21 protein-coding genes are annotated in these 23,465 nt (G+C 32.6%); 12 read left to right on the forward strand and 9 right to left on the reverse strand.

What is annotated here, in order from left to right; genetic code table 11:
- The 7 genes from QZZ51_RS04240 to QZZ51_RS04270 all read left to right on the forward strand — a co-directional run.
- Positions 1–1,333: gliding motility-associated C-terminal domain-containing protein (locus QZZ51_RS04240; RefSeq protein WP_291866404.1), on the forward strand; the 1,333-nt coding region annotated here is incomplete at its 5' end.
- A 19-nt stretch (positions 1,334–1,352) separates the two neighbouring features.
- Entirely contained in the window at positions 1,353–2,240 is an 888-nt protein-coding gene (locus QZZ51_RS04245) for a type IX secretion system membrane protein PorP/SprF (protein ID WP_291866407.1), read from the forward strand.
- A gap of 273 nt (positions 2,241–2,513) precedes the next feature.
- A complete protein-coding gene (gene raiA / locus QZZ51_RS04250) occupies positions 2,514–2,813 on the forward strand; it encodes a ribosome-associated translation inhibitor RaiA (protein WP_291866410.1) in 300 nt (99 codons plus the stop codon).
- Positions 2,814–2,824: 11 nt separating this feature from the next.
- On the forward strand, positions 2,825–3,661 hold the full coding sequence (locus tag QZZ51_RS04255) for a universal stress protein (protein ID WP_291866412.1): 837 nt from the start codon (positions 2,825–2,827) through the stop codon (positions 3,659–3,661).
- 16 nt (positions 3,662–3,677) lie between these two features.
- A complete protein-coding gene (ppdK, locus tag QZZ51_RS04260) occupies positions 3,678–6,407 on the forward strand; it encodes a pyruvate, phosphate dikinase (protein ID WP_291866415.1) in 2,730 nt (909 codons plus the stop codon).
- A gap of 77 nt (positions 6,408–6,484) precedes the next feature.
- Positions 6,485–6,862, forward strand: coding sequence for a hypothetical protein (locus QZZ51_RS04265; protein WP_291866419.1), 378 nt, complete (start codon positions 6,485–6,487; stop codon positions 6,860–6,862).
- Between the two features lie 82 nt (positions 6,863–6,944).
- Entirely contained in the window at positions 6,945–9,242 is a 2,298-nt protein-coding gene (locus QZZ51_RS04270; protein ID WP_291866421.1) for a TonB-dependent receptor, read from the forward strand.
- 127 nt (positions 9,243–9,369) lie between these two features.
- On the opposite strand, the gene QZZ51_RS04275 is transcribed toward QZZ51_RS04270, so the two are convergent.
- From QZZ51_RS04275 to trxA, 7 genes are all read right to left on the reverse strand, one after another.
- Positions 9,370–10,395 carry a DUF3365 domain-containing protein gene (locus QZZ51_RS04275; protein ID WP_291866424.1) on the reverse strand — a complete coding sequence of 342 codons (1,026 nt, stop codon included), beginning with the start codon at positions 10,393–10,395 and terminating at the stop codon, positions 9,370–9,372.
- A gap of 7 nt (positions 10,396–10,402) precedes the next feature.
- A complete protein-coding gene (locus tag QZZ51_RS04280; RefSeq protein ID WP_291866426.1) occupies positions 10,403–10,672 on the reverse strand; it encodes a heavy-metal-associated domain-containing protein in 270 nt (89 codons plus the stop codon).
- Positions 10,673–10,771: 99 nt separating this feature from the next.
- Positions 10,772–12,187 (reverse strand): MBL fold metallo-hydrolase, encoded by a 1,416-nt coding sequence (locus QZZ51_RS04285; RefSeq protein WP_291866429.1) that lies wholly within the window; start codon positions 12,185–12,187, stop codon positions 10,772–10,774.
- A gap of 98 nt (positions 12,188–12,285) precedes the next feature.
- Positions 12,286–12,687 carry a hypothetical protein gene (locus QZZ51_RS04290; protein ID WP_291866432.1) on the reverse strand — a complete coding sequence of 134 codons (402 nt, stop codon included), beginning with the start codon at positions 12,685–12,687 and terminating at the stop codon, positions 12,286–12,288.
- Positions 12,688–12,942: 255 nt separating this feature from the next.
- Positions 12,943–13,392: a hypothetical protein gene (locus QZZ51_RS04295; RefSeq protein WP_291866435.1), complete on the reverse strand. Its 450-nt coding sequence runs from the start codon at positions 13,390–13,392 to the stop codon at positions 12,943–12,945.
- Between the two features lie 241 nt (positions 13,393–13,633).
- Positions 13,634–14,407 carry a GNAT family N-acetyltransferase gene (locus QZZ51_RS04300; protein WP_291866438.1) on the reverse strand — a complete coding sequence of 258 codons (774 nt, stop codon included), beginning with the start codon at positions 14,405–14,407 and terminating at the stop codon, positions 13,634–13,636.
- Between the two features lie 89 nt (positions 14,408–14,496).
- Complete coding sequence (trxA, locus tag QZZ51_RS04305) at positions 14,497–14,796, reverse strand: thioredoxin (RefSeq protein ID WP_291866440.1); 300 nt, start codon at positions 14,794–14,796, stop codon at positions 14,497–14,499.
- Positions 14,797–14,904: 108 nt separating this feature from the next.
- Here trxA and QZZ51_RS04310 point away from each other — a divergent pair, with 108 nt between their 5' ends.
- The 3 genes from QZZ51_RS04310 to QZZ51_RS04320 are packed head-to-tail and all read left to right on the forward strand — an operon-like array spanning position 14,905 to position 17,465.
- Positions 14,905–15,750: a universal stress protein gene (locus tag QZZ51_RS04310; RefSeq protein ID WP_291866442.1), complete on the forward strand. Its 846-nt coding sequence runs from the start codon at positions 14,905–14,907 to the stop codon at positions 15,748–15,750.
- 16 nt (positions 15,751–15,766) lie between these two features.
- Positions 15,767–16,615, forward strand: a complete 849-nt coding sequence (locus tag QZZ51_RS04315; protein ID WP_291866444.1) for a universal stress protein — start codon at positions 15,767–15,769, stop codon at positions 16,613–16,615.
- Positions 16,616–16,619: 4 nt separating this feature from the next.
- A complete protein-coding gene (locus QZZ51_RS04320) occupies positions 16,620–17,465 on the forward strand; it encodes a universal stress protein (RefSeq protein WP_291866446.1) in 846 nt (281 codons plus the stop codon).
- 18 nt (positions 17,466–17,483) lie between these two features.
- Here QZZ51_RS04320 and QZZ51_RS04325 read toward each other — a convergent pair whose 3' ends face one another.
- Both QZZ51_RS04325 and QZZ51_RS04330 read right to left on the reverse strand, forming a co-directional pair.
- Positions 17,484–18,203 carry a LytTR family DNA-binding domain-containing protein gene (locus tag QZZ51_RS04325; RefSeq protein WP_291866449.1) on the reverse strand — a complete coding sequence of 240 codons (720 nt, stop codon included), beginning with the start codon at positions 18,201–18,203 and terminating at the stop codon, positions 17,484–17,486.
- A gap of 1,035 nt (positions 18,204–19,238) precedes the next feature.
- Positions 19,239–20,648: an aldehyde dehydrogenase family protein gene (locus tag QZZ51_RS04330; protein WP_291866453.1), complete on the reverse strand. Its 1,410-nt coding sequence runs from the start codon at positions 20,646–20,648 to the stop codon at positions 19,239–19,241.
- A gap of 146 nt (positions 20,649–20,794) precedes the next feature.
- On the opposite strand from QZZ51_RS04330, the gene QZZ51_RS04335 reads away from it, so the two are divergent.
- Both QZZ51_RS04335 and QZZ51_RS04340 read left to right on the forward strand, forming a co-directional pair.
- Positions 20,795–21,613 carry a sterol desaturase family protein gene (locus tag QZZ51_RS04335; RefSeq protein WP_291866456.1) on the forward strand — a complete coding sequence of 273 codons (819 nt, stop codon included), beginning with the start codon at positions 20,795–20,797 and terminating at the stop codon, positions 21,611–21,613.
- Positions 21,614–21,742: 129 nt separating this feature from the next.
- Positions 21,743–23,464, forward strand: a complete 1,722-nt coding sequence (locus QZZ51_RS04340; protein WP_291866459.1) for a GMC family oxidoreductase — start codon at positions 21,743–21,745, stop codon at positions 23,462–23,464.
- The last annotated feature ends 1 nt before the right edge of the window (position 23,465 follow it).

Below are 23,465 nucleotides of genomic sequence, written 5' to 3' on the forward strand. Positions count from 1 at the left end.
TACCGAAGACGATTTTCCGTTGGATGAAAACGAAGATACCGATACCGATGGAGATGGTACAGGCGACAATGCGGATACGGATGACGATAACGATGGTACTTTAGATACAGAAGACGATTTTCCGTTAGATAAAAACGAAGATACCGATACCGATGGAGATGGTACAGGCGACAATGCGGATACGGATGATGATAACGATGGTACTTTAGATACAGAAGACGATTTTCCGTTAGATAAAAATGAAGATACCGATACCGATGGAGATGGTACAGGCGACAATGCAGATACGGATGATGATAACGATGGTACTTTAGATACAGAAGATGATTTTCCGTTAGATAAAAACGAAGATACCGATACCGATGGAGATGGTACAGGCGACAATGCAGATACGGATGATGATAACGATGGTACTTTAGATACAGAAGACGATTTTCCGTTAGATAAAAACGAAGATACCGATACCGATGGAGATGGTACAGGTGACAATGCGGATACGGATGATGATAACGACGGTACTTTAGATACAGAAGACGATTTTCCGTTAGATAAAAACGAAGATACCGATACCGATGGAGATGGTACAGGGGACAATGCCGATACCGATGACGATGGTGATGGAACGCCAGATTCTGAAGATGTTTTTCCTTTAGATCCAACAGAAGATACCGATACCGATAATGATGGTATTGGCGATTATACCGATACCGATGATGATGGTGACGGAAATATAGATACGGATTCTGATGGTGATGGAATAGGAAATAACGTTGATTTAGATGACGATAATGATGGTACTTTAGATTTTGAAGATGCTTTCACAACAGACCCAACGGAAGATACCGATACCGATGGTGATGGTATAGGAGATAATGCAGATTTAGATGATGATGCAGATGGTTATTTAGATGAAGTGGAACATAGAGAAGGTACAGATTCTAAGAATTTTGCTAGTACGCCAGAAGATACAGATGGGGATGGAATTTCCGATAGTGTAGATGATGATGATGATAATGATGGAGTAATGGATGCAAAAGATGTATTCCCTAAAACAGCAGAACCATCTTTAGCACCAGCAGAAGCATTTACTCCTAACGGAGATGGTATAAATGATAATTGGTTTGTTCCAGGGATAGATAATTATCCTAATTCTAATGTAAAAGTTTATAACCGTTGGGGGCATGAGGTATTTGCAACAACAAGTTATAAAAACGATTGGAATGGAACGTACAAATCTAATTCAGAAAAGCTTCCTGCAGGATCCTATTTATATGTAATAGACTTAGGTAATGGTACAGCACCATTACAAGGTTGGATGTTTATTAATTACTAAAGTAAAACCCCAAGAAAAAATGAAAATAAAATTAATATATACAATAGTTTTCTTAGCATTGGCAAGCATGAGTTTGTCGGCACAGCAAGAACCTAATTATACGTTTTATAGGTATAATATGAATTTAATAAACCCTGCGTATGCAGGTGCTAATGAGGTTACAGATTTAGGTCTTAATGTTAGAAGCCAATGGGCAAGTGTAGAAGGAGCTCCAGAAACGCAAAGTGTTATTTTTGGAACACCTTTGCGAAAAAATGTAGGTATTGGAGCTTCTATAATAAATGATAGAACTTTTATAGAAAACCAAACCTCTATTGCTTTAGACTTTTCATACAAATTAAAATTAAATGACAGCCATGATTTGTTTTTTGGGTTAAAGGCAGGCTTTAATTCTTATAAAGCAAATACTGCAGGTTTAATGACCTATGGAATTCAAGCAGATCCGTCTTTAATGAATATTGATGGAGGCTTTAATGTTAATATAGGAGTAGGCGCCTATTTAAAACACGATAAGTACTTTTTAGCTTTGTCTATACCAAAAGTGTTAACGCCAGATAGATTAGAGTATGATGATGGTTTGGCTAAGGTAGGCATGGATAAAATGCACATTTATTTAGCAGGTGGTTATGACATTAGTTTAGCAGATGAAATAGTATTGAAACCTACTGTACTATTAAGTTATGTGGAGGCTTCTCCCTTATCTGTAGATGTTACGGCTCTTGTAGAGTTTAATAACAGATTTAGTTTAGGAGCAGGGTATAGGTTAGATGAAAGTATTAGTGGTATTCTTGTTTTTAAAGCCAATAAATGGATGGAATTAGGGTACGCATATGAAGCAGCGTTTGAAAGCCCTGTAAGAACCATAGATAATGGCACACATGAGATATTACTTAATTTAAAATTATAAGCTAGAGTTTAATTGTATTTTTTAGTTACTAAAAGCCGTCTAAATAGTATGTATTTAGGCGGTTTTTTTATGCAGAAAAAGCAAATATACTAATAACTCATCTTTATGTTTTTTACAAAAAAGTATCCCCTTACCCTCTTTTAAACATTATGAATACGTCTTTTTTTCCTTTTTTAGAAAACCTGAGCCGTTTTCGTTTAAAGCTGACATATGTCATGTTGTTAGTTTTATATCTGATGTAAATTTGAGATATAACTTTAAATTAATAGATATATGATTATAGATATTCAATACGTGCAAATGCCTACAAGTGAAAGCATGAGTGCCTTTATAACTGAAAAGTTAGAAAAGTTAGCATCTAAATACGATTGGTTAATTAGAGCAGAAGTTTTCTTAAAACTAGAAAACGATAAAAGTGGTAAGAGTAAAGTTTGTGAAATACAATTAAGCGCACCAGGGCCAAGACTTTTTGCAAAAGCAACAGACGTGCAGTTTGATAAGGCAGCCATAAAAACAATTAAAGAATTAGAAAAACAACTTTCTAAACGTAAAGAGACGTTTAATCACCATTAATAAATTTGGTTATGAAAAAGATTTTAGTACCTACTAATTTTTCTGAAGATTCAGAATATGCATTAGAGGTAGCTTCTATCTTAGCTAAACAACATAAGGCAGAAATTGTATTATTTCATATGTTGGGATTGTCAGATATGTTTTTTTCTAATGATGAGACTAAGCTAGCTGCAGAAGCTAAATATTACCTAAAACAAGCCAAAGAACGGTTTAATATTCTTTTAGAAAAATCGTATTTAAGAGGAATTAAAGTGTCTCAAATAGTTCAGAATTATAAAATTTTTAAAGAAATAAATAGTGTAGCCCTTGAGCAACAAGTAGATTTAATAGTTATGAGTTCGCATGGCAAAAATAGTTTAGGAGATATTTTTGTGGGTACAGGAACAGAACAGGTAATTCGCAGCTCAGAATTACCTGTTTTGGTAATAAAGAAACCTAATTCTTTTTTTAAACCCAAAGAAATAGTTTTTGCTTTCGATTTTCAAATAGAAAGCTTAGAGGCGTATCGAAAAGCAATCCAAATGATTCAAGTCTTAGGGGCAAATATCAATTTGGTACACATAAATCTACCTTTTAGTAATTTTAAAAGCACCCTAGAAATAGAAGAACAAGTTAAACTTTTTATGCGTGTTGCTCACCACGGAGAAAATACACCTATTCAGAATATTACCTATTTAAACGGCTATACTATAGAGCAAGGACTTTTCAATTATGCTAGTGAAATTTCCGCAGATGTTATTGCAGTTACTACACATGGACGTCGCGGTTTATCTCATTATTTTAAAGGTAGTATCGGTGAGGATATAGCCAACGAAGCTACTTTACCAGTATTGACAATTAAAATTTAAAATTTAAAAAACGGATATGGAAATTTTAGAAGAAGTACAATCCCAAGTTTATCGTTTTGGAAATAAAAAAGCAGATGGCAATAGTAAAATGAAAAACCTTTTAGGAGGTAAAGGGGCAAATTTAGCAGAAATGAGTGCTATAGGTATTCCTGTTCCACCTGGTTTTACTATTACAACAGAGGTTTGTACCATGTACAATGAGAAAGGAAAAGAAGAGGCTTTAGCGGCGATAAAGGCCGATGTAGAAAAAGCATTAGAAAATATAGAAAATATAATGGAAGCATCATTTGGTGATGCTGATAATCCGTTACTTATTTCTGTACGTTCCGGAGCTAGAGTATCTATGCCTGGAATGATGGATACAGTTCTAAATTTAGGTTTAAATGATGAGGTGGTAAAAGGTTTAGCTACCAAGACAAATAACGAGCGTTTCGCTTGGGATTCTTACCGTAGGTTTATTCAAATGTACGGCAGTGTTGTTTTAGGCATGAAACCAGAATCTAAAGAAGATATAGATCCATTTGAAGAAATAATGGAGCACCTAAAGGATAAAAGAGAGATCGATTTAGATACAGATTTCAGCATTCAAGATTTAAAAGATTTAGTGTACGATTTTAAGGATGCTGTAAAGAAAAAAACGGGACATGATTTTCCGTTGGATCCATGGGAACAATTATGGGGAGCAATTATAGCTGTTTTTAATAGTTGGAACGGAGATAGAGCTATTTATTATAGAAATATGAACGGCTACCCGTCTCAATGGGGTACCGCTGTAAATGTACAAGCCATGGTTTACGGTAACATGAATGAAAATTCGGGAACTGGCGTATGTTTTACTAGAGATGCGGGTACAGGAGAAAATGTATTTAATGGAGAGTATTTAATTAATGCGCAGGGAGAAGATGTGGTAGCAGGGGTAAGAACACCACAACAAATAACCAAACTTGGTTCCCAACGATGGGCAGAATTAGCAAAAGTAGAAGAGGAAAACCGTAGCGCAAATTATCCTTCATTAGAGGAATTAATGCCAGTTATATTTAAAGAGCTCAACGAGTATCAAGAGATATTAGAAAAGCATTATAACGATATGCAAGATATGGAATTTACCATACAAGAAGGTAAACTTTGGATTTTACAAACGCGTAATGGTAAACGTACGGGTGCTGCTATGGTAAAGATAGCCATAGACCTTTTAAAAGAAGGGTTTATAGATGAAAAAGCTGCCATGATGATGGTGGAACCCAATAAATTAGATGAATTATTACATCCAATTTTTGATGCGGATGCTTTAAAAAGAGCAAATGTTATAGCACAAGGTTTACCAGCATCACCAGGTGCAGCAACAGGACAGATAGTGTTTCATGCAGATGAAACAAATAAATACCGTAATTGTATTTTAACAAGAATAGAAACGTCTCCAGAAGATTTAGAAGGGATGAATATCGCTAAAGGTATTTTAACGGCTAGAGGAGGAATGACGTCCCATGCGGCAGTAGTTGCTCGTGGTATGGGAAAATGCTGTATTTCAGGAGCAGGAGCTTTAAAAATTGATTATAAAAGTAGAACTCTTACGGTAGAAGGAAAAGTGTATCATGAAGGAGATTGGATTTCTTTAAATGGTTCTACAGGAAATATTATAGAAGGTAAAGTTGCTACTAGTGAGCCAGAGTTAAGCGGTGAATTTGCAGAGATTATGGATTTGGCAAATAAATTTGCTACCATGAAAGTAAGAACTAATGCAGACTCTCCTAAAGATGCAAAAGTTGCCCGTAGTTTTGGAGCGGAAGGTATTGGTCTTACAAGAACAGAGCATATGTTTTTTGAAGTAGATCGTATTAAAGCTATGCGAGAAATGATACTTGCAGATACCGTTAAAGGCAGAAAACAAGCATTAGAAGATTTATTGCCAATGCAGCGTAGCGATTTTGAAGGTATTTTTAAAGTTATGGAAGGGTTTCCGGTAACTGTGAGATTGTTAGATCCACCATTGCATGAATTTGTACCGCACCAATTAGCAACGCAAAAGGAACTTGCCGATGATATGCATATTTCCTTGCAGGCGGTAAAGAATAAAGTTTCAGAGCTTCAAGAATTTAATCCAATGTTAGGTCATAGAGGTTGTCGATTAGGAAATACGTATCCTGAAATAACGGAAATGCAAACACGAGCGATTATAGAAGCAGCATTAAACCTTAAAGAAAAAGGAATAATTGCTAAACCAGAGATTATGGTTCCTTTAGTAGGTACATTGAAAGAGTTTGAGGCACAAGAGAAAATTATTAAAGATACCGCCAATTTAGTTTTTGCAGAAAGAAAAGATACTATCGACTATATGGTGGGTACAATGATAGAAATTCCTAGAGCTGCCTTATTAGCCGATAAAATAGCGGCAAAAGCAGATTTTTTCTCTTTCGGAACTAATGATTTAACACAAATGACGTTTGGTTATTCTCGGGATGATGCCGGTAAATTTTTACCAATATACTTAGAAAAAGGTATTTTGGCTGTAGATCCGTTCGAGGTCTTAGATCAAGAAGGAGTGGGGCAACTGGTAGAAATGGGCACCAAGAGAGGTAGATCTACCAAGCCAGATTTAAAGGTTGGTATTTGTGGTGAACATGGTGGCGAACCAAGCTCTGTGGAATTTTGCTTTAATGCAGGAATGAATTACGTAAGCTGTTCTCCTTATAGAGTTCCTATAGCTAGAGCAGCAGCAGCACAGGCAGCTATTAAACGTAGTTTATAAATAAGAGCACTTATTTTTGAGTTAGAAAGATGATACTTGTCATCTTTCTAACCAAAATATGAGGTTAAATTTGCCTTGTGGAGCGTAGTAAATTACATATTGTATTATTTTTTGTAGCCATTACCCTAGCAACAAGCTTAAAAATAGCAGGGACTATGAGTTATTACATTTTAAATTCCGATAACTTTATAGAACGTTTTTGTATTAATACGGATAAGCCAGAATTAAAATGTAATGGTAAGTGCGAGCTTGCAAAAATGTTGAAAAAAGAAAATAGCACATCAGATTACCCAATAAATACGGAACTAATAAAATCGGAAACGGTTTTGTTTATATGCTCGTTTGTTAAGTTAAAATTTCCAACTTTTAGAGCTAATGAAATCAATGAAGTAATTTATTCTAATAAATACTCCTATAGATTTTTAAGTGCCATAGAATACCCTCCAGAAGCTTAGTGTAAAATACTCGTTTTTTATTCTAAACATAGAACTATTGTTTAGAAAAATCATCTATTTAACTATAAAAAAATTAACGAAAATGATACTAAGAACCATTTTTGTATCCGTACTTATGATGTTCGGATATTTTGCAAATGCACAAAATTTTAAAGGAGAAGTCCTAAGTGAAAATCAAAATATATTATTAGAGCAAGCCCATGTTGTTCCTGCAAAGGGTAAAGCAACTTATACCGATAATGAAGGTAAATTTCAGTTACAAATCCCTGATGAAGGAACTACGATTACCATTTCATTTTTAGGCTATAAATCGGTAATAAAAGAAGTAAAACCTTCCTCTAATAGAATCCAATTTATATTAGAAGAAGCTCCCATAGAAGTACGTGGTGTTATGGTAACAGGAAATAGTAAAATAGATCCTGTTTTTGTTTTAGAAACTAATGATTATGTAAAGAAAATAGTGCAACCCAGAAATGTTGCAGATTTATTTCAGGATATTAATGGGTTTTCTTTAATAAAAAGAGGAAATTATGCGGTAGACCCTACGTTTAGAGCAACCCAATACGAACAACTAAATGTTCAGTTTGATGGTGGAACAAAGGCAATGAATGCTTGCCCCAATCGTATGGATCCAATAACTACCCATGTAATACCTGAAGAAATAGAGAAAATTGAAATTATTAAAGGCCCATATACCGTGCGTTACGGAGCTACCTTTGGTGGTATAGTAAATATGGTAACACAAAAGCCTAAGGCAGGGCAGTATGGTTTAAGTGGAAGTGTACACGCTGGTTATGAGAGTAATGGTAATTCTTTAGTTTCTATGGTTCGTTTACAGCAGGCTACAAAAACGTATGATATAGTTGGGAATGTAGGATATAGAGATTTTGGTAATTATTCTGATGGAGGTGGAACAGAAATTCCGTCTTCTTTTAGAAGTTTAGATTATGGTCTAAGGGTAGGGTATAATTTTAGTGAAAATCAAAGACTGCAAGCACATTGGAGACAATCGTATGGTAGAGATGTGTTGCATGCAGGTTTGCCTATGGATACCGAGGAAGATAATAGCTCTATAGTATCTGTAGATTATAAACTTACAGGTTTATCTGGTCTGTTAAAAGGGGTAGATGCAAAGGTTTATTACAGTTATGTAGACCATATAATGGCGAATAATAGAAGACCTAGTTTTATGATGACAGATGCTGTTTCTTCTATAGATGCAGTAACAGCAGGAGGTAAGTTAGAGTTTAAATTAAAGCCAAATAATAAATTAAACCTATATACAGGAGTAGATTTATTTCATATTGCCAGAGATGGAGATCGCGTAAGAATAGTGAAAAGAAACGCAATGGGGCCTTTGGCAACCCCAAAAACATTCACAGATAAAATTTGGCAAGATTCTTATATAGATGATATAGGTGTATTTATAGAGGGTAAGTATAGTTTAACCAATAAAACAAAACTGACAGCAGGTTTACGATACGATGGTGTTATTTCTGAAACAAAAGATCCTGAAGCAGATTTTATTAGTTTATATGGCGATTTAGAGAAACGTACGGAGCATAATATTAGTGGTACTGTTTCTTTAAAATATATGCCTTCTACTCGATTTATAATGGAGTTAGCATATGGTAGAGGAGTGCGTTCTGCAAATATGATAGAGCGTGTTATAAATCATTTCTCAGTAGGTCAAGATTCGTATGAATATATAGGGAATCCTAATTTAGATGCAGAAATAAATAATCAATTTGAAATTGGATTTAAAGGTAGTATTCCTCTGGAAGACTCAACTTTCGATACTTTTAATTATGGTACTTCATTTTACTATTCCTTTTACGAAAATTACATTGTAGCAGTGGTAGATAAAACCCTTACTAGAAAGTTTATGCCTACAGCAGAACCTAGAAATCCTAAAGTTTTTAGAAATTTAAAGGAGGCGTATAAAACAGGTTTTGAGGTGTTTGGAGGAGTAGATTTTCTTACCAATTTTAATTTTACTACAGAGCTATCTTATGTATATGCGAAGAATAAAGATTTAAGCGAATCTCTACCATTAGTACCACCTTTGGTAACTCGTTTTAAACTAGGTTTTGAAAAAGAAAAGTTCTGGGTTAATTTACAGTATGCATTAACATCTAAACAAGATAATATTTCGGCTTCTTTCGGAGAGGTAGAAACACCTGGTTATGATGTTTTAGATATTCGTTTGGGGGTTGTTCCTATAAAAAACTTAACCTTAGGTTTAGCCGCAATTAATGTTTTTGATGAAACGTATTATAACCACTTAAACTTTTCGTTTAAAAACCAAGCTGATTTTGGTAAAACGGCCATTAATGATCCAGGAAGAAACCTAAGTGCATTTGTACAGTATAAGTTTTAAAGATATATAGATACATAAAAAAGGGGCATTTGCCCCTTTTTTATTATACTACCAAGCTTTTAGGATATTGGTTAAATATTAATTCTTTTTAATGTATTGAGCCTTGCCCTTAAGACGATTACTACTATTATTCTACAGCGATACTCTTTTCATCAAAAGAAATACTCCAAATGCCTCTTACTTCATTAACATCATAATCAATAGCCTTATCATTAGGGTATAGTACTTTTAAAGTAGCCATAGTTGCGATTTCAATATTTTTAAGCGATTTACCATGGCATTGTAAGCACATAGAATTTGTTTTTATAGGATAATAAAAGTGTATCTTCTTGTTTACTTTTTCTACTATTGGGTTAATTTCTTTTTCTTCGGACACTAGTTTTTTAAAAGTATTTATATGCCCCAATTCTGTAGCATTTGCCTTGTTCTTAGGATTCCTAGGTTTATCAGAAACTCTTTTAATTAGGGCATTATTTATTACAGATATACTATCTGTTAATGTAATGGCTTTTATATTGCAGAACTCAACTGCACCAACAGTTCCTTTTTCTTTAATAGTACGCATTAAGTTTTTGCCCAATTGTGCTTTTGTAGACAAGGCGTATTTTAATCCCATATCGGCATAATCAATTTCTGAATTTGGGGAATTTCTATTTTTCCTTCCCATTCCTTTGTTATTACCTTTTCCATGTCCTTTTCCGTGCCCTTGTTTATAGTGTTCTTTAAACCATTTAGGCTGTTCAATAGTATTGTCGAACATATAATCAGCTATTTGTTCAATAGTTTCTATAGGGTAGGGTTGGTATGGCATTACGCCAAATCTTTTAAGAGCACCAGGCATTTTAGAGTTTTTTATACTAGGATTTTCAATCCAATTTACCATAGATTTTCTAAATTCTTCCTTAGATGTATTGCTATTGATATAATGTTTTTTAATGGCAATCATTGGGGGAGCAATTCTACTAGATTCAGAAGCCTTTGGATTGTGACAAATGTAGCATTCTGTTTCCATTAGTTTTTTTCCAGGATGTTGTTCCGAAGAAATATTTTTAGAGCTATCTTCTTTGTCTTCCGTAGCTATATATTCAGATTTCTTAGCATCTTTACAATTAGTAAGAAACAGTAAAACAAGAGAGAGATATAGAAATTTCATAGTAAATTTATTTAGATAATTTTCCGGTGGCACAGCTTACAAAAGAAGTTGCTTTTGTTATAATAGAGTTTTCAGAATCTATAGTTGGGTAACCTATAGATTGCAATTTGTTTTTTACTATTTCTTGATCTTCTTTATTTTTATAAGAAAAAGAAATAGTTGCATTATCTGGATTTACATAAATGTCTGTAATATGGTTTAAAGCCATTAATTTGTTGGTTATAGTCTTAGCGCAACCACCACATTTTAAATTCTGTACTACTAAAGATGCTTTCATAAGCGTTTTTTTATTTTTAATTATTAATTTTTATAAGGAATGAACCCTTTTAAGGCAAATGACGGCTCTCTTAAACAACCAAACGAACTATTTATATTATTATAATTGTGTTGTTGGACAGATGTAATCCGATATTTTTAAGTCCGTTTCTTTTATATCAGTAAAACCTCCTATGACATCGGCAAAATCATCCCAACCTCTTTGTTTTAATATAGAAGCGGCAATCATACTTCTGTACCCTCCTGCGCAATAGATTACAAAAGGTTTTTCTTTGGGTAACTCTGCTAAGCGCTGGTTAATTTCATTTAAAGGAATATTTATGGCACCAATTACATGTTCTGAGTTATACTCGCTTTTCTTTCTAATGTCTATTATTAAAGGCATTTTAGCTATATAACCGGCTTCAAATTCTTTACTAGTAATTCTATTAATTCGGTCTATTTCTTTACCTGCTTTTCTCCAACTTGGAAGACCACCACCTAAGAACCCAATAGTATTGTCATAACCAACACGAGATAATCTAGTAAGGCTTTCTTCTTCTTGTTCTGGGTAGGTAACTAATAAAATTTCTTGTTTTACATTTGGAATCATTTCTCCAACCCATTGAGCAAAGCTTCCGTTTATTCCAATATTAATGCTATTAGGAATATGGGCTTTTGCGAAATCACTAGCATCCCTAGTATCTAAAACAATAGCTCCTGTTTCATTTGCTATTACTTCAAAATTTGTTGGGTTTAAAGGTTTTTTAGCACGTTCTAAGACAGTATCTAAATTATCATACCCTTTTATATTTAAGAGTACATTTTGTGGAAAATAAGCAGGAGGAGCTGTTAGGCCTGTAAGTAATTCTTTAATAAACTCTTCTTTTGTCATATCTGCCCGTAAAGCATAGTTTACTTCTTTTTGGTGTCCTAAAGTATCTGTGGTTTCTTTGCTCATCATTTTACCGCAAGCAGATCCAGCACCATGATTAGGGTATACTATTAATGTATCATCTAAAGGCATTATTTTATTTCGTAGCGAATCATACAAATGTCCTGCTAAAATTTCTTCTGTTAGTTCGGATACAACGTGTTGTGCTAAATCTGGTCTACCAACATCACCAATAAATAAAGTATCTCCAGTTATAATTCCTTTTTCAGTATTGTTTTCATCTATTAATAAAAAAGAAGAGCTTTCCATGGTATGGCCAGGAGTGTGCAATAATTTAATAGTATAATCTCCTATTTTAAATATCTGATTGTCGGTTGCGATTAAAGCGTCATAGCTTGGTTTTGCAGTTGGCCCAAATACAATTTGAGCTCCAGTTTTTTTCTGTAAATCTAAATGACCACTAACAAAATCTGCATGAAAATGCGTTTCAAAAACGTATTTTATTTTAGCATTGTCTTTCTTTGCTCTGTCTATATATGGTTGTACCTCTCGTAGAGGGTCAAAAATAGCAGCTTCTCCTTTATTTTCAATGTAATAAGCAGCATGTGCTAAACATCCGGTATAAATTTGTTCTATTTTCATAATAAGGATACTATTTTAAAGTTATAAAAGTATTGGTATAAAAAGGAGTGTACAGTAACTTTAGTTACATAGAAAAGTTAGCTAAAGCCAAGTATATATTATGTTAGTAATTGTTTTAATTTGGCGAGTATTATTAGTTCAGATTTGTTTTTTCCAGCATATGAAGAAGCAATGTCATCTGCTGTTTTCCAGATTATTTTTTTAATATCTAAGGTAAAAAATACAGGATGCTCTTTGTAGAAGTCGAGAAATTCTTGGTAATAATGCTGCCCCTTTTTTTCTTCTAAAAGCAACCAATCGAATACGATTTCAATTTGTAAAGCAGCATCCGTTCCAAATTCATCTTCTATTTCATCTACAGAAAGCCAATATTTGCGAACATCCTCTTTTAGTTTTTTAATTTCATTTGGGTGTACTTGTTTATCTGCCATGGCGATGGTATAAAACAGTTTACCTATATTTTGATAAAAGGCATTACGTATTTCTCGGTTATGTATCATTTTTGTATATATTTTATTTCTAAACGGATTTCATATAAGAGTTTTTTTGGGAATGATTATATTACAAGCACATTGGTGTTGCCTCAAAAATATTATAACTGTTTTTGTAAGAAAATGATATTAATCATACATATACAATTAAGAATTAATTGGATGTTTTGCTGCTATTACAATCTTTAAAAATTTAAATTTAAAGTATACAAAAAGCCAGTATAACCCATCGGTTATACTGGCTTTTTGTATATATAATAAGAGTTATTTTTTCATTAAATGCGTTAACTGCTCACTCTCTAGAACATGCTCCGTAATAGAGAAAAGTTGTTTTCTGTTCTGTCTTACTTGTTTAATAAATACTGCAATTAGGTCTTCTAATTCTTGGTGTTCTGTTCTAATTTGTTCTGCATCATTTTTAAAAGGTTCATCTATTAAATTAGCTAAATGGGATAGATGGCTCCTAACTTTATTTAATAGGTTCTTTACAGCGGTGGTGTCTTGTAAGATGCTAACTCCAATTTTTCGTACATCTTCTAAGTTGTCCTTTTTGGTAATCCAGATAAAATATTTATCAATTAAATGGTGTAAAAATTTTAAATCGTCTTTGTAGAAGAGTAAATCAGATTTCCAATGTTTGGTTAATACGTAAAGTTCTTGCCAATCATTTTCTTGAATATAATTCTCCTTAGGTCTTGTCTGTAAATAATCCATAATATCTTATTTAAATGAAACATTATCATTTAAAGTTATTGGTTAAACAGACTTAGAGCTATGACTAATATCATAGAACAAATTTAAGAGGGTAAAATACTACATTAAAGATAGAAATTAGTAGATTTTTTTTGTCTTTAAAATGTCATTTCAGATTAATTCAATACCCTTATAAATAGACATAGTCTTTAAAACGAATCGTCAAATCTGTATTGTTTATAGAAGTTGTTAAACGGTGTTTTTATTTTAAAATTTTATCCATAACCTTATCATATCTAGTATTCATACAAACACTAATGTCCGTAGTCATAAATTTTCCATTATAAAATAGACTAAAAATTGTAGCTGGACTTGGAGCAGATTGGGCTTGTTCCATTGTTTTTAATTTAATAATCTGTAGAGGAATTTTTCTGTCCTTAGCGGTTTCTATCAAGGAGTTTGTTGCATGAAATTCAGCAAAAGGACAACGATTAGAATAATAAGCAACAAGTCCGTTTTTTTCTTTGCATTCTCCGCTTTTCACAGATTCATTAAATATAGGTAGTTTAGCTTCTGGATTTATTCTCTTTACTAATAAACTAAACCCACTTGATATTTTTTCAATTTCTTCAAATCCTTGTTTTAGAAACCATTTTGTGTCGCTCATAAAATGAAACTTCTTGGTCCCGACTACAGTAACTAAACCGTCTTTTCTTTGGTTTTCAGCATCTTCAATAGCTGTCCTTAGAAGTTCTTTTCCGTACCCATTTTTTTTATATTTTCCAGATACCCAAAAGCAATTAATATTCAAATAATTTGGTGCTGTAATCGGAATCCATGCATTTTCTGCAGGGCCATATTCCATAAATACTTTAGCTCTTTCATTGATTCGCCTAAAGACATATCCGTTATTAAATTCTTTAGTAAGCCAATCTTTTTTTGCATTATAGCTATCCGAACATTTCTTATCTGCTATTGCGCAGCAAATATGTTCTGCTCTTATATTTTTCTTATTTAAGTCAATTAACTGTTCCATTTTGTAGTTTTTATTTAAAGAAGCCTAACAATATGGATGTACCTAAAAAAGAAAAATATTTCTTTAAGTTTTTTAAGAAAAGAAGAGGGTTAACTAAAAGATTTTAAGGTGTTTATAATGTCTTTCTTGGGTACAACGCCAGATTGTTTCCAAACTTGTTTTCCATTTTTAAAAATCAACATTGTAGGTACTCCACGTACTTGGTATTTTTGAGATAGTGTCTGGTTTTTATCCACATCTATTTTAATAATCTTTACTGCTTCGCCAAGATTCTCTTTTACTTCTTTTAAAATGGGAGCCAAAGCTTTACATGGCCCACACCATTCTGCAAAAAAATCTACTAGGACAGGAGTGTCAGATTCAATAATATTTTGAAAGCTACTTTTCATATTTTAAAACTTACTACAAAGATAGAAAACAGGTTTTTATTAAAGCTGATGAATATCATGCTTTTTTAATTAATAGGCTACTATATTTACTACACAAATAATTTAGACATGAGAAAAGTTTTAGTTCCTACGGATTTTTCAGAAAATGCATTTAATGCTTTAAAATATGCATGTCAAATTTTTAAGTATGAAAAATGCGAATTTTTTATACTACATGCTTATGCGGATGAAGTATATGCAGCGGAGGTTAAAAATGAAAGGTTAGCATTAGAGGATATAAAATATAAAAGCTATGAAAAGGTCGTAGCGAAAACAGAATTAACGATACAACGTATAGAAGAATATTCGCCTAATCCAAGACATTTATTCAAAGTGGTTGCTGCCTTTGGGATGCTTGTTGATGAGGTTAATGATTGGGTTAATCAAGAAAATATAGATATTGTAGTCATGGGTACTAGAGGAAGCACTAATGACCGAAAAATTACATTTGGAAGCAACGCTTTACAGGTACTTAAATTTGTAAATTGTCCTGTTTTAACTATACCAGAAGGGTATAATTACCATCCTCCAAAAGAGATACTTTTTCCAACTAATTATTTAATTCCTTATAAAAGAAGGGAGTTAAAATTATTGAGCGAATTAACAGGCTCTTATAGGTCAACTATTCATGTTTTACATATTGATAGAAATAAAAAATTATCGCTTAGACAGGAAGACAATCAAAAATTTATGAAGGAATGCTTGCGAAAAGCTAGTTTGGTTTTTGAAACTATGGCTTTGGAAGATAAGTCTATTGCTATATCTAAATACATTGTTCATAAGGATATAGATATGTTGATTATTGTTAATTCAAGACATTCTTATGTGGATGATATGTTATATAAATCTACTATAGATAAACTAGGGTTACATATTAAAATACCATTTTTAGTATTACAAAATTTGGCTCGGTAATTTTTAATTAGATGTTATGAAAACAATTGTATTACCTACTGATTTTTCTGATAATGCGTATAATGCAATTTCCTTTGCTATGCAATTATTTAAAGAGGAGGAGTGCGTTTTTCATATAATACACGCCTATACTCCTGTAGTCTATCAATCAGAATATGTTTTACACAGCCCAGGGCAAATTGGCTCGGGAGATACAGGTAAAATTAAGTTTTTAGAAAAATTAGAAGCACTAAAAAGAAAAATAGAAGAAGACTTTAATAATCCTAACCATCGGATTATAACACATACTGCTTTTAATATTCTTATAGATGAAATTTTAACAACCAGTGATAATCAAGATGCAGATGTAGTAATTATGGGAACCCAAGGGGCAACAGGGGCAAAAGAGATTTTTTTAGGAAGTCATACGGTACATGTAATACAAAAATCTAACCGTCCTGTTTTGGCAATACCGTCTAATTTTAAATATATAAAACCTAAAAAAATACTTTTCCCAACAGATTTTAAGGTTAACTATAGCAAAGCTCAGTTAAGTTCTATGTTAAGCATAGCTAAAGAGTATAAATCGCGTATAGAAATTATATATGTTTCCGATGGAAATGATTTAACAGAGAAGCAGCTAAATAATAAACAAAAATTAGTAAACCTTTTAAAAGGGGTGCGGCACTTGTTTCATCATAGGCCACACCAAGGAGTAATACAGGGTATAAATGATTTTCAAAGTAAAAATACCATGAACCTTCTTGTAATGATAAAAAACAAACATACATTTATAGAGCGGTTATTTATAGAGCCAATAATTAAGAAAATTGGTTTTCATTTATCCATACCGTTTTTAGTACTTCCTAATTCTATTAAAAATTAATGCTATGAAAAACATTCTTGTTCCTACAGATTTTTCTAACAACGCCTATAATGCTTTTTTCCATGCCACAGAACTTGTGAAAAATAGCGAATGTACTTTTCATTTATTAAATGTTTATCCAGAGGATAAAATTTTATGGAGTAAAGGGATTTCGAATCAATTAACAGAGCAATTAGAGGAAGATTCTATAGTTGGTTTAAGGAAAACATACCATAGAATAAAACTAGACCATGACAACCCTAAACATACGTTTAATACCATTTCCAAGAGAGGCGATTTTGTTAAAGTTGTATCTAAGATTATTCAGGATAAAAATATAGATTTGGTTGTTATGGGTAATCATGGTTGCTCAGAATTAAAAGCAATATTCTTAGGGAGTAATACGCTAAATGTAATAGAAGGCGTTCAAGAATGTCCTATTTTAACAGTGCCAAAAGAGATAGATTTTAGTATTCCAAAAGATATTGCTTTTGTTACGGATTATCGCCGTTCTTTTAATGCAGAAGTAATAAAGCCATTAATATCCTTAGCCAAATTTAATTCATCAAAAATATGTGTAATGCATATTAGCAATGAGGAAGAATTAACAAAGGAGCAAGAAGCAAATAAAAATACTTTAGAAGAGTATTTAAAACCCTTAAGACATTCTATGCACTGGATGCCTAATTTCTCTACTAAAGCAGGAGCAATAAAGATTTTTTTAGACGAGTTAAAAATAGATATGCTAGCAATGGTGAATTATAACCATACATTTATTGAAAATGTAACGCATGAACCCGTTATAAAAAGAGTTGCGTATGATTTAGATATCCCTTTTTTGGTAATACCAAATGTGGAAATTAACGCATAGCATAAGAGATATTTGTGGCTAATAGGGTTCCATAATATTTTGTAAGTCATTCTTTCTATTTCTGCTCATAGGTATTTTGTTATCGCAAATTTCAACACTATTACTACAGAAGTTTTCTATTTTTTGAATGTTTACGATATAGGATTTATGTATTCTTATAAATTTGTCAGCAGGTAGCCTAGTCATAAAATTTTTCATGGTAGAGAGCACCAAAAGAGATTTGTTATTTGTAATTATTTTAATATAATCTCCTAGAGCTTCAATCCATTTTATCTCGTTTAGAGGAACTTTTACTTTTTGTAAGTTACTATTTACTAGTATATATGGTTGTTCTTCGGAGATTCCTGTAATTTGTCTCTGTATTTTTAGAGCTCTATCCACTGCGATAAAAAAACGCTGTTTAGTTAAAGGTTTTTGTAAATAATCTGTAATAGTATAATCAAAAGCCTTTAATGCATAGTCTGCTTTACTTGCTATAAGTATAACTTGGGGTTTATGTTTTAAACTTTTCATGCTTTCTAATTCTTCTAAAAAATCGAAACCACTTATAATAGGCATTTCAATATCTAAAAAAAGCAGGTGTACTTGATTAGAAATTAAGTCTTGTTGAGCAACAATACCATTTGGGTAGGTTCCTACTAAATTTAGTTCTGGATGAGTACTTACCATTTTGGAAATAGACATACGTTGCATTGGCGAGTCGTCTATGATAATACAGTTTAGTGCCGAGTTAGTCATCGTTAGTGTTTTAAGTTATCAATGGATAAAACAATATTGTAGGTCTCGATATGGAAAAGTCTTGTTTTCTAAAAAAAAACAAATGACTTATGACAAATCTGAGACTAATAACTGATGCATCAAATGATATTTGTCAGTTACCTAAAAAAGAATATTTGTTTTATTAAGATAGAATAAGACAACAACCATACCATAATAAAAAGACAAAGTAATAATTATGAATTTATCGAGGAGTTGTTTTATCACTTTAGTTGGTTTAATATCTATATATTTTATTTTTATTAAAACCTTTTCGAAAACTTTTGTATGTAATGAGGAATAAGTGTAAGTATCATGTTATCAATTTTTTATCTATTATTTTGTTGATTTTTTAAGAAGGGTTTAAACCTCTGATCCATGCTTAAAGCATTAAAAGTATGGGTTTTTAGTACGTCTTTGAATTATATTAGAAAGAAGTGAAAATTAATTACCAATAATAAAAATAACCTTAGAACTTATGTGTTATCTAGTTTTAGATATAGGAAGCTTTTCCATTAAAACTGCTTTAGTATAGGTATAAAACCGAAAAAAAAATTGGATTTAGTAGAAGAGCCAGAAGCAGAGATGATTATGTTTACTCAATAATCGGGATTTAAATGCTCCGAGGCTTGCCTCGAGGTAGTTTACTATTTAAAATGGATAGGTAGAATAAGAACCAGAAGACAGGTAGAAACGCATTTGTTAAGGAATACTAGTTATAAGGAAAAACTATAATATTCAAGAAACAACAGAAACAATACTAGTATTCTTAAAAACAGGCAATCTTTAAGGAAGAGAAGTTAACTTTGAAGCTGAGATTAGAAGAAATTCTGTAGATATAGAAGGCATTTTCTTAGCATATATTAGTGTAGCAAATGCTTTTTCTAGAGCTTTATTAACGGCAGATGCTGTTATTTCTACTTCTCAATAGGATATTTTAATAGAAAAAAGAGAGGTTTCTTTTGACAGTGGAAAAGGAACTAATTTTGAAACCAGAAAATTAGATTAATAGGCTTGTTAAAACCATTTTATGATTGCATTAGTTAGTTTTTTCTTTCCTTCTGTATATGGAGGATATAATAGTTCTGTAGCACTTCTTGTATGTTGTTTTAGAATAGAGCGCAAATTAGAAAACTCCTGAAAACCATAAAAACCGTGAGCTTTACCAATACCACTCGTATTGCTTCCTCCAAAAGGTAAGTTATGGTTAGAATATTGTAAAACAACATGATTTATACAAGTACTCCCAGCCCTTGTATTTCTTATAATAATGTCTGTATTTTTTTTATTATTACTAAAAATGTAAAGAGCAAGAGGTTTGTCTTTGGTATTTATATAGTTTATAGCTTCTTCCAAACTTTCATACGTAAGAATAGGTAATATGGGGCCAAAAATTTCATCTTCTAATAAAGAAGCTTCATTAGGTAGATTGGTAATAAGAGTAGGAGATATATAATTTTCCACTTCCTTAGTATAGCCTCCAAAAGCAATAGTTGCATTTTTACTTTTAGCGTCTTCTATGTGTTGCGTTAAACGTATAAAATGTTTAGCATTAATTATTCTACAATAAGATTCGGATGATTCTGCATTATCACCATAAAAAATTTCAATTTGTCTTTTAAGAGCTTCTAAAAATGGTCTTTCTACTTTTTTAGGTATTAAAATGTAATCAGGAGCTACACAGACCTGTCCGTTATTTATAAATTTCCCCCAAGCAATACGTTTTGCAGCTTTTTCAATATCAGCAGTTTCATCAATTATGGTTGGCGATTTACCTCCCAGTTCTAAAGTTACAGAAGTTAAGTGTTCTGCAGCAGCTTTCATTACTATTTTTCCTATTGCTGGGGAGCCAGTAAAGAAAATATGATTAAAAGGTAGTTTTAGTAGTTCTTGAGAGACAGCAGCATCTCCTTGAATTAAGGTAATTTCATTTGGGTTAAAAATATCAGCTATAATAGCACCCATAATTTCAGAAGTTTTTGGGGATAGTTCCGAAGGCTTAATAATAACGGTATTGCCAGCTGCTATAGCAGAAACTAAGGGGCCAAAAGTTAAATTTACGGGAAAATTCCATGGAGATATAAGTAAACAAACTCCTTTAGGTTCGTAATGGATCCAAGAGCTAGATCCAAATAAAGATATAGGGGTAGAAACTTTCTTCTTTTTAGTCCATTTTTTTAAGTTCTTAATGGCAAAATTTATTTCTCCAATTACTGGGTATATCTCTGTTAATTCAGTTTCTAATAGAGGTTTTTTAAAATCAAGATATAATGCATTACAAATTTTTTTTCGATAAGTTTTTTCTATGAGAACCTTTAATTGCTTTAATTTTTTTATGCGCTCCTTATAATTTGAATTAGCTACATTCTGCTGATTGTTTTTTTGTAAAGTATATATTTTTTGAAACTCATTTTTTAATTCAGTCATAAGAATACAGTCATCATACTATTTATATTTTACAAGATAAAAATTGTTTTTGGAATAAAAAGTATTGCCTTTTGTAGATGTTGAACAAGCAGAATGCTTACTTTTTTAAGTAACTTATGCACATAAAATTTTGAAATACAACCACTATGAATGAATTAATTTTGTTTTTTGCTAATTTAAGTAATCCTCAAAAGTTAATTTGGATACTATCATGTCTATTAATATTTTGGGTTTTAGAAGGTTTATACCCCTTACGTAAGGTGCAGTATAACAAATGGGAACATGCACTTCTTAATTTTGTGTTTTTGGGTTTTACTATTATAATTAATGTACTTTTTGGAATAATAACTGTAGGTGTTTTTTCATGGTTAGAGGAAAGTAAATTTGGATTATTAAATTGGTTTGTGTTCCCTACTTGGGTAGAATTAATAATAAGTATTTTAATTTTAGATTTTATAGCACAATATGTAGTTCATTTTTTGCTTCATAAAATAAGTTTTATGTGGCGCTTTCATATGGTACATCATAGCGATACAGATTTAGATGTTACTTCAGGAACAAGACACCATCCGGGCGATTTTATTATACGAGAATTTTTTGCTTTAATAGCAGTAGTTATTGCGGGTTTACCATTTGCTTATTATATAATATACAGGCTTATTACTATATTTTGCACATACTTCTCACATGCCAATATAAGGTTGCCTTTATGGTTAGATAAAGGGATAAGTATGCTATTTATATCACCCAATATGCATAAGTTTCATCATCATTTTGAACGCCCCTGGACAGATTCTAACTTTGGAAATATATTCTCTATTTGGGATCGATTTTTTGGAACATTTGTTTATGAGGATACATCCAAAATTGTGTATGGCTTAGATGTTTTAAAGGATAAAGACTCCAATGATATATTTTACCAATTAAACCTCCCTTTTAATAAAAAAATAAAAACGGATTATTGATTTTTTAAAACAGGAGGCTGTTCATGCGATTAAATAAGATGTCAGCAGGTTTAAAACTGTTGTTTATCTAAGTTTATTTTCTATGAAGAAATATTTATATAAATTATTGAACTAACAAATGGCTAGCAAATGCAGATTAAAGAATCCTTAGAAATCTATGATGTCATAATTGTTGGTTCTGGCGCTGGTGGTGGTATGGCTACCAAGCAGTTGGCAGATGCTGGTTTAAACGTAGCTGTAGTTGAAGCAGGACCATTTTTTGATCCAGCTGATCCAGTAACTATGACCCAATTAAAGCAGCCCTATGATTCTCCACGTAGAGGAGCAGGGGTAGATCGTGCTTTTGGTGAATGGGATATGTCCTGGGGCGACTGGAAGGTTGATGGAGAGCCATATACGCATACCGAAGGAACAGAATTCAAATGGTGGCGTTCAAGAATGTTAGGAGGACGTACCAATCATTGGGGGCGAATTTCATTGCGTTTTGGTCCAAAAGATTTTAAAGGGAAAACACGTGATGGTCACGGTGATGACTGGCCTATAGGGTATGAAGATGTTAAACCGTATTATGATAAGTTAGATAAATTAATTGGTGTTTTTGGTACCAATGAAGGAAGAGAAAATGATCCTGACGGTTTTTTTCTTCCTCCTCCGAAACCGAGATTACATGAATTGTTTTATATCAATGGCGCAAAAAAATCTAATATCCCAGTAATTCCAGGAAGACTTTCTATGTTGACCAAAAGGATTAATGAGGATCGTGGGGTTTGTTTTTATTGCGGACAATGCAACCGTTCATGTTCCGTATATGCTGATTTTTCTGCAGGTAGTTGTTTGATATTCCCAGCGCAGAAAAGTGGAGGTAAAGTAAAGATTTTTGTAAACTCGATGGTTCGAGAAGTGACCACCAATGCCGAAGGGAAAGCAACTGGAGTTTCTTACATTAGTAAGGAGGATAGAAAAGAATATAAATTAAAAGCAAAAGTTGTAGTTTTAGCTGCATCTGCCTGTAGTTCCGCGCGTATTTTGTTAAACTCAAAAAGCAAACAACACCCGAACGGATTAGGAAATAGCAGTAATATTGTTGGTAAATATTTACATGATTCAACTGGTGCAAGTGCAGCCGGTGTTATACCAGGATTAATGAATAGAAAGACCTCTTATAATGAAGATGGTATAGGGGGTATGCATGTTTATTCCCCGTGGTGGGGCGATAATTCTAAGCTTAATTTTCCTCGGGGATATCACATTGAAGTTTGGGGCGGTATGGGGCAACCTAATTATGGTTTTGGTTCAGACCCTAATGCTATGAATAAGTACTTCGGATTAAAAACGGGTGGTTATGGAGATAGTTTGCGTGATGATGTGAAAAAGTATTACGGTTCAGTAATTGGTTTCGGAGGCCGTGGTGAAGGTCTTGCACGCAAAGATAATTATTGCGAGATTGACCCTACAACTGTAGATCAATTTGGTATACCGGTGTTAAAATTTAATTACAAATGGTCAGAATTTGAAAAAAATCAGGCCAAACATATGCAAGATACTTTCGAAGAGATAATTCATAACATGGGTGGTCATTATTTAGGGGATAAACCTGGTAAGGATAATGATTACGGATTGCATAAACCAGGTGAAATTATTCATGAGGTAGGAACTACACGTATGGGCGATGACCCAAAAACGTCTGTCACTAATAAGTTTCAGCAGTTACACAATGTAGACAATGTTTTCATTGTAGACGCAGGTGTCTTTGTCTCTCAAGCAGATAAGAATTGTACTTGGACAATTATGGCGCTTTCGTGGAGGGCATCTGATTATATTATTGAGCAATTTAAGGCACAAAATCTTTAGA

The organism is Maribacter sp., assembly GCF_016744255.1.
Taxonomy (GTDB): Bacteria; Bacteroidota; Bacteroidia; order Flavobacteriales; family Flavobacteriaceae; genus Maribacter_B.

Bases quoted from the DNA above. Each gene is read 5' to 3' on its own strand.
- QZZ51_RS04320 (WP_291866446.1), top strand. From the start codon at position 16,620: ATGAAAAACATTCTTGTTCCTACAGATTTTTCTAACAACGCCTATAAT.
- QZZ51_RS04245 (WP_291866407.1), top strand. From the start codon at position 1,353: ATGAAAATAAAATTAATATATACAATAGTTTTCTTAGCATTGGCAAGC.
- QZZ51_RS04335 (WP_291866456.1), top strand. From the start codon at position 20,795: ATGAATGAATTAATTTTGTTTTTTGCTAATTTAAGTAATCCTCAAAAG.
- QZZ51_RS04270 (WP_291866421.1), top strand. From the start codon at position 6,945: ATGATACTAAGAACCATTTTTGTATCCGTACTTATGATGTTCGGATAT.
- QZZ51_RS04290 (WP_291866432.1), bottom strand. From the start codon at position 12,687: ATGATACATAACCGAGAAATACGTAATGCCTTTTATCAAAATATAGGT.
- QZZ51_RS04325 (WP_291866449.1), bottom strand. From the start codon at position 18,203: ATGACTAACTCGGCACTAAACTGTATTATCATAGACGACTCGCCAATG.
- raiA (WP_291866410.1), top strand. From the start codon at position 2,514: ATGATTATAGATATTCAATACGTGCAAATGCCTACAAGTGAAAGCATG.
- QZZ51_RS04330 (WP_291866453.1), bottom strand. From the start codon at position 20,648: ATGACTGAATTAAAAAATGAGTTTCAAAAAATATATACTTTACAAAAA.
- ppdK (WP_291866415.1), top strand. From the start codon at position 3,678: ATGGAAATTTTAGAAGAAGTACAATCCCAAGTTTATCGTTTTGGAAAT.
- QZZ51_RS04315 (WP_291866444.1), top strand. From the start codon at position 15,767: ATGAAAACAATTGTATTACCTACTGATTTTTCTGATAATGCGTATAAT.
- QZZ51_RS04255 (WP_291866412.1), top strand. From the start codon at position 2,825: ATGAAAAAGATTTTAGTACCTACTAATTTTTCTGAAGATTCAGAATAT.
- trxA (WP_291866440.1), bottom strand. From the start codon at position 14,796: ATGAAAAGTAGCTTTCAAAATATTATTGAATCTGACACTCCTGTCCTA.
- QZZ51_RS04295 (WP_291866435.1), bottom strand. From the start codon at position 13,392: ATGGATTATTTACAGACAAGACCTAAGGAGAATTATATTCAAGAAAAT.
- QZZ51_RS04300 (WP_291866438.1), bottom strand. From the start codon at position 14,407: ATGGAACAGTTAATTGACTTAAATAAGAAAAATATAAGAGCAGAACAT.
- QZZ51_RS04340 (WP_291866459.1), top strand. From the start codon at position 21,743: ATGCAGATTAAAGAATCCTTAGAAATCTATGATGTCATAATTGTTGGT.
- QZZ51_RS04310 (WP_291866442.1), top strand. From the start codon at position 14,905: ATGAGAAAAGTTTTAGTTCCTACGGATTTTTCAGAAAATGCATTTAAT.
- QZZ51_RS04285 (WP_291866429.1), bottom strand. From the start codon at position 12,187: ATGAAAATAGAACAAATTTATACCGGATGTTTAGCACATGCTGCTTAT.
- QZZ51_RS04275 (WP_291866424.1), bottom strand. From the start codon at position 10,395: ATGAAATTTCTATATCTCTCTCTTGTTTTACTGTTTCTTACTAATTGT.
- QZZ51_RS04280 (WP_291866426.1), bottom strand. From the start codon at position 10,672: ATGAAAGCATCTTTAGTAGTACAGAATTTAAAATGTGGTGGTTGCGCT.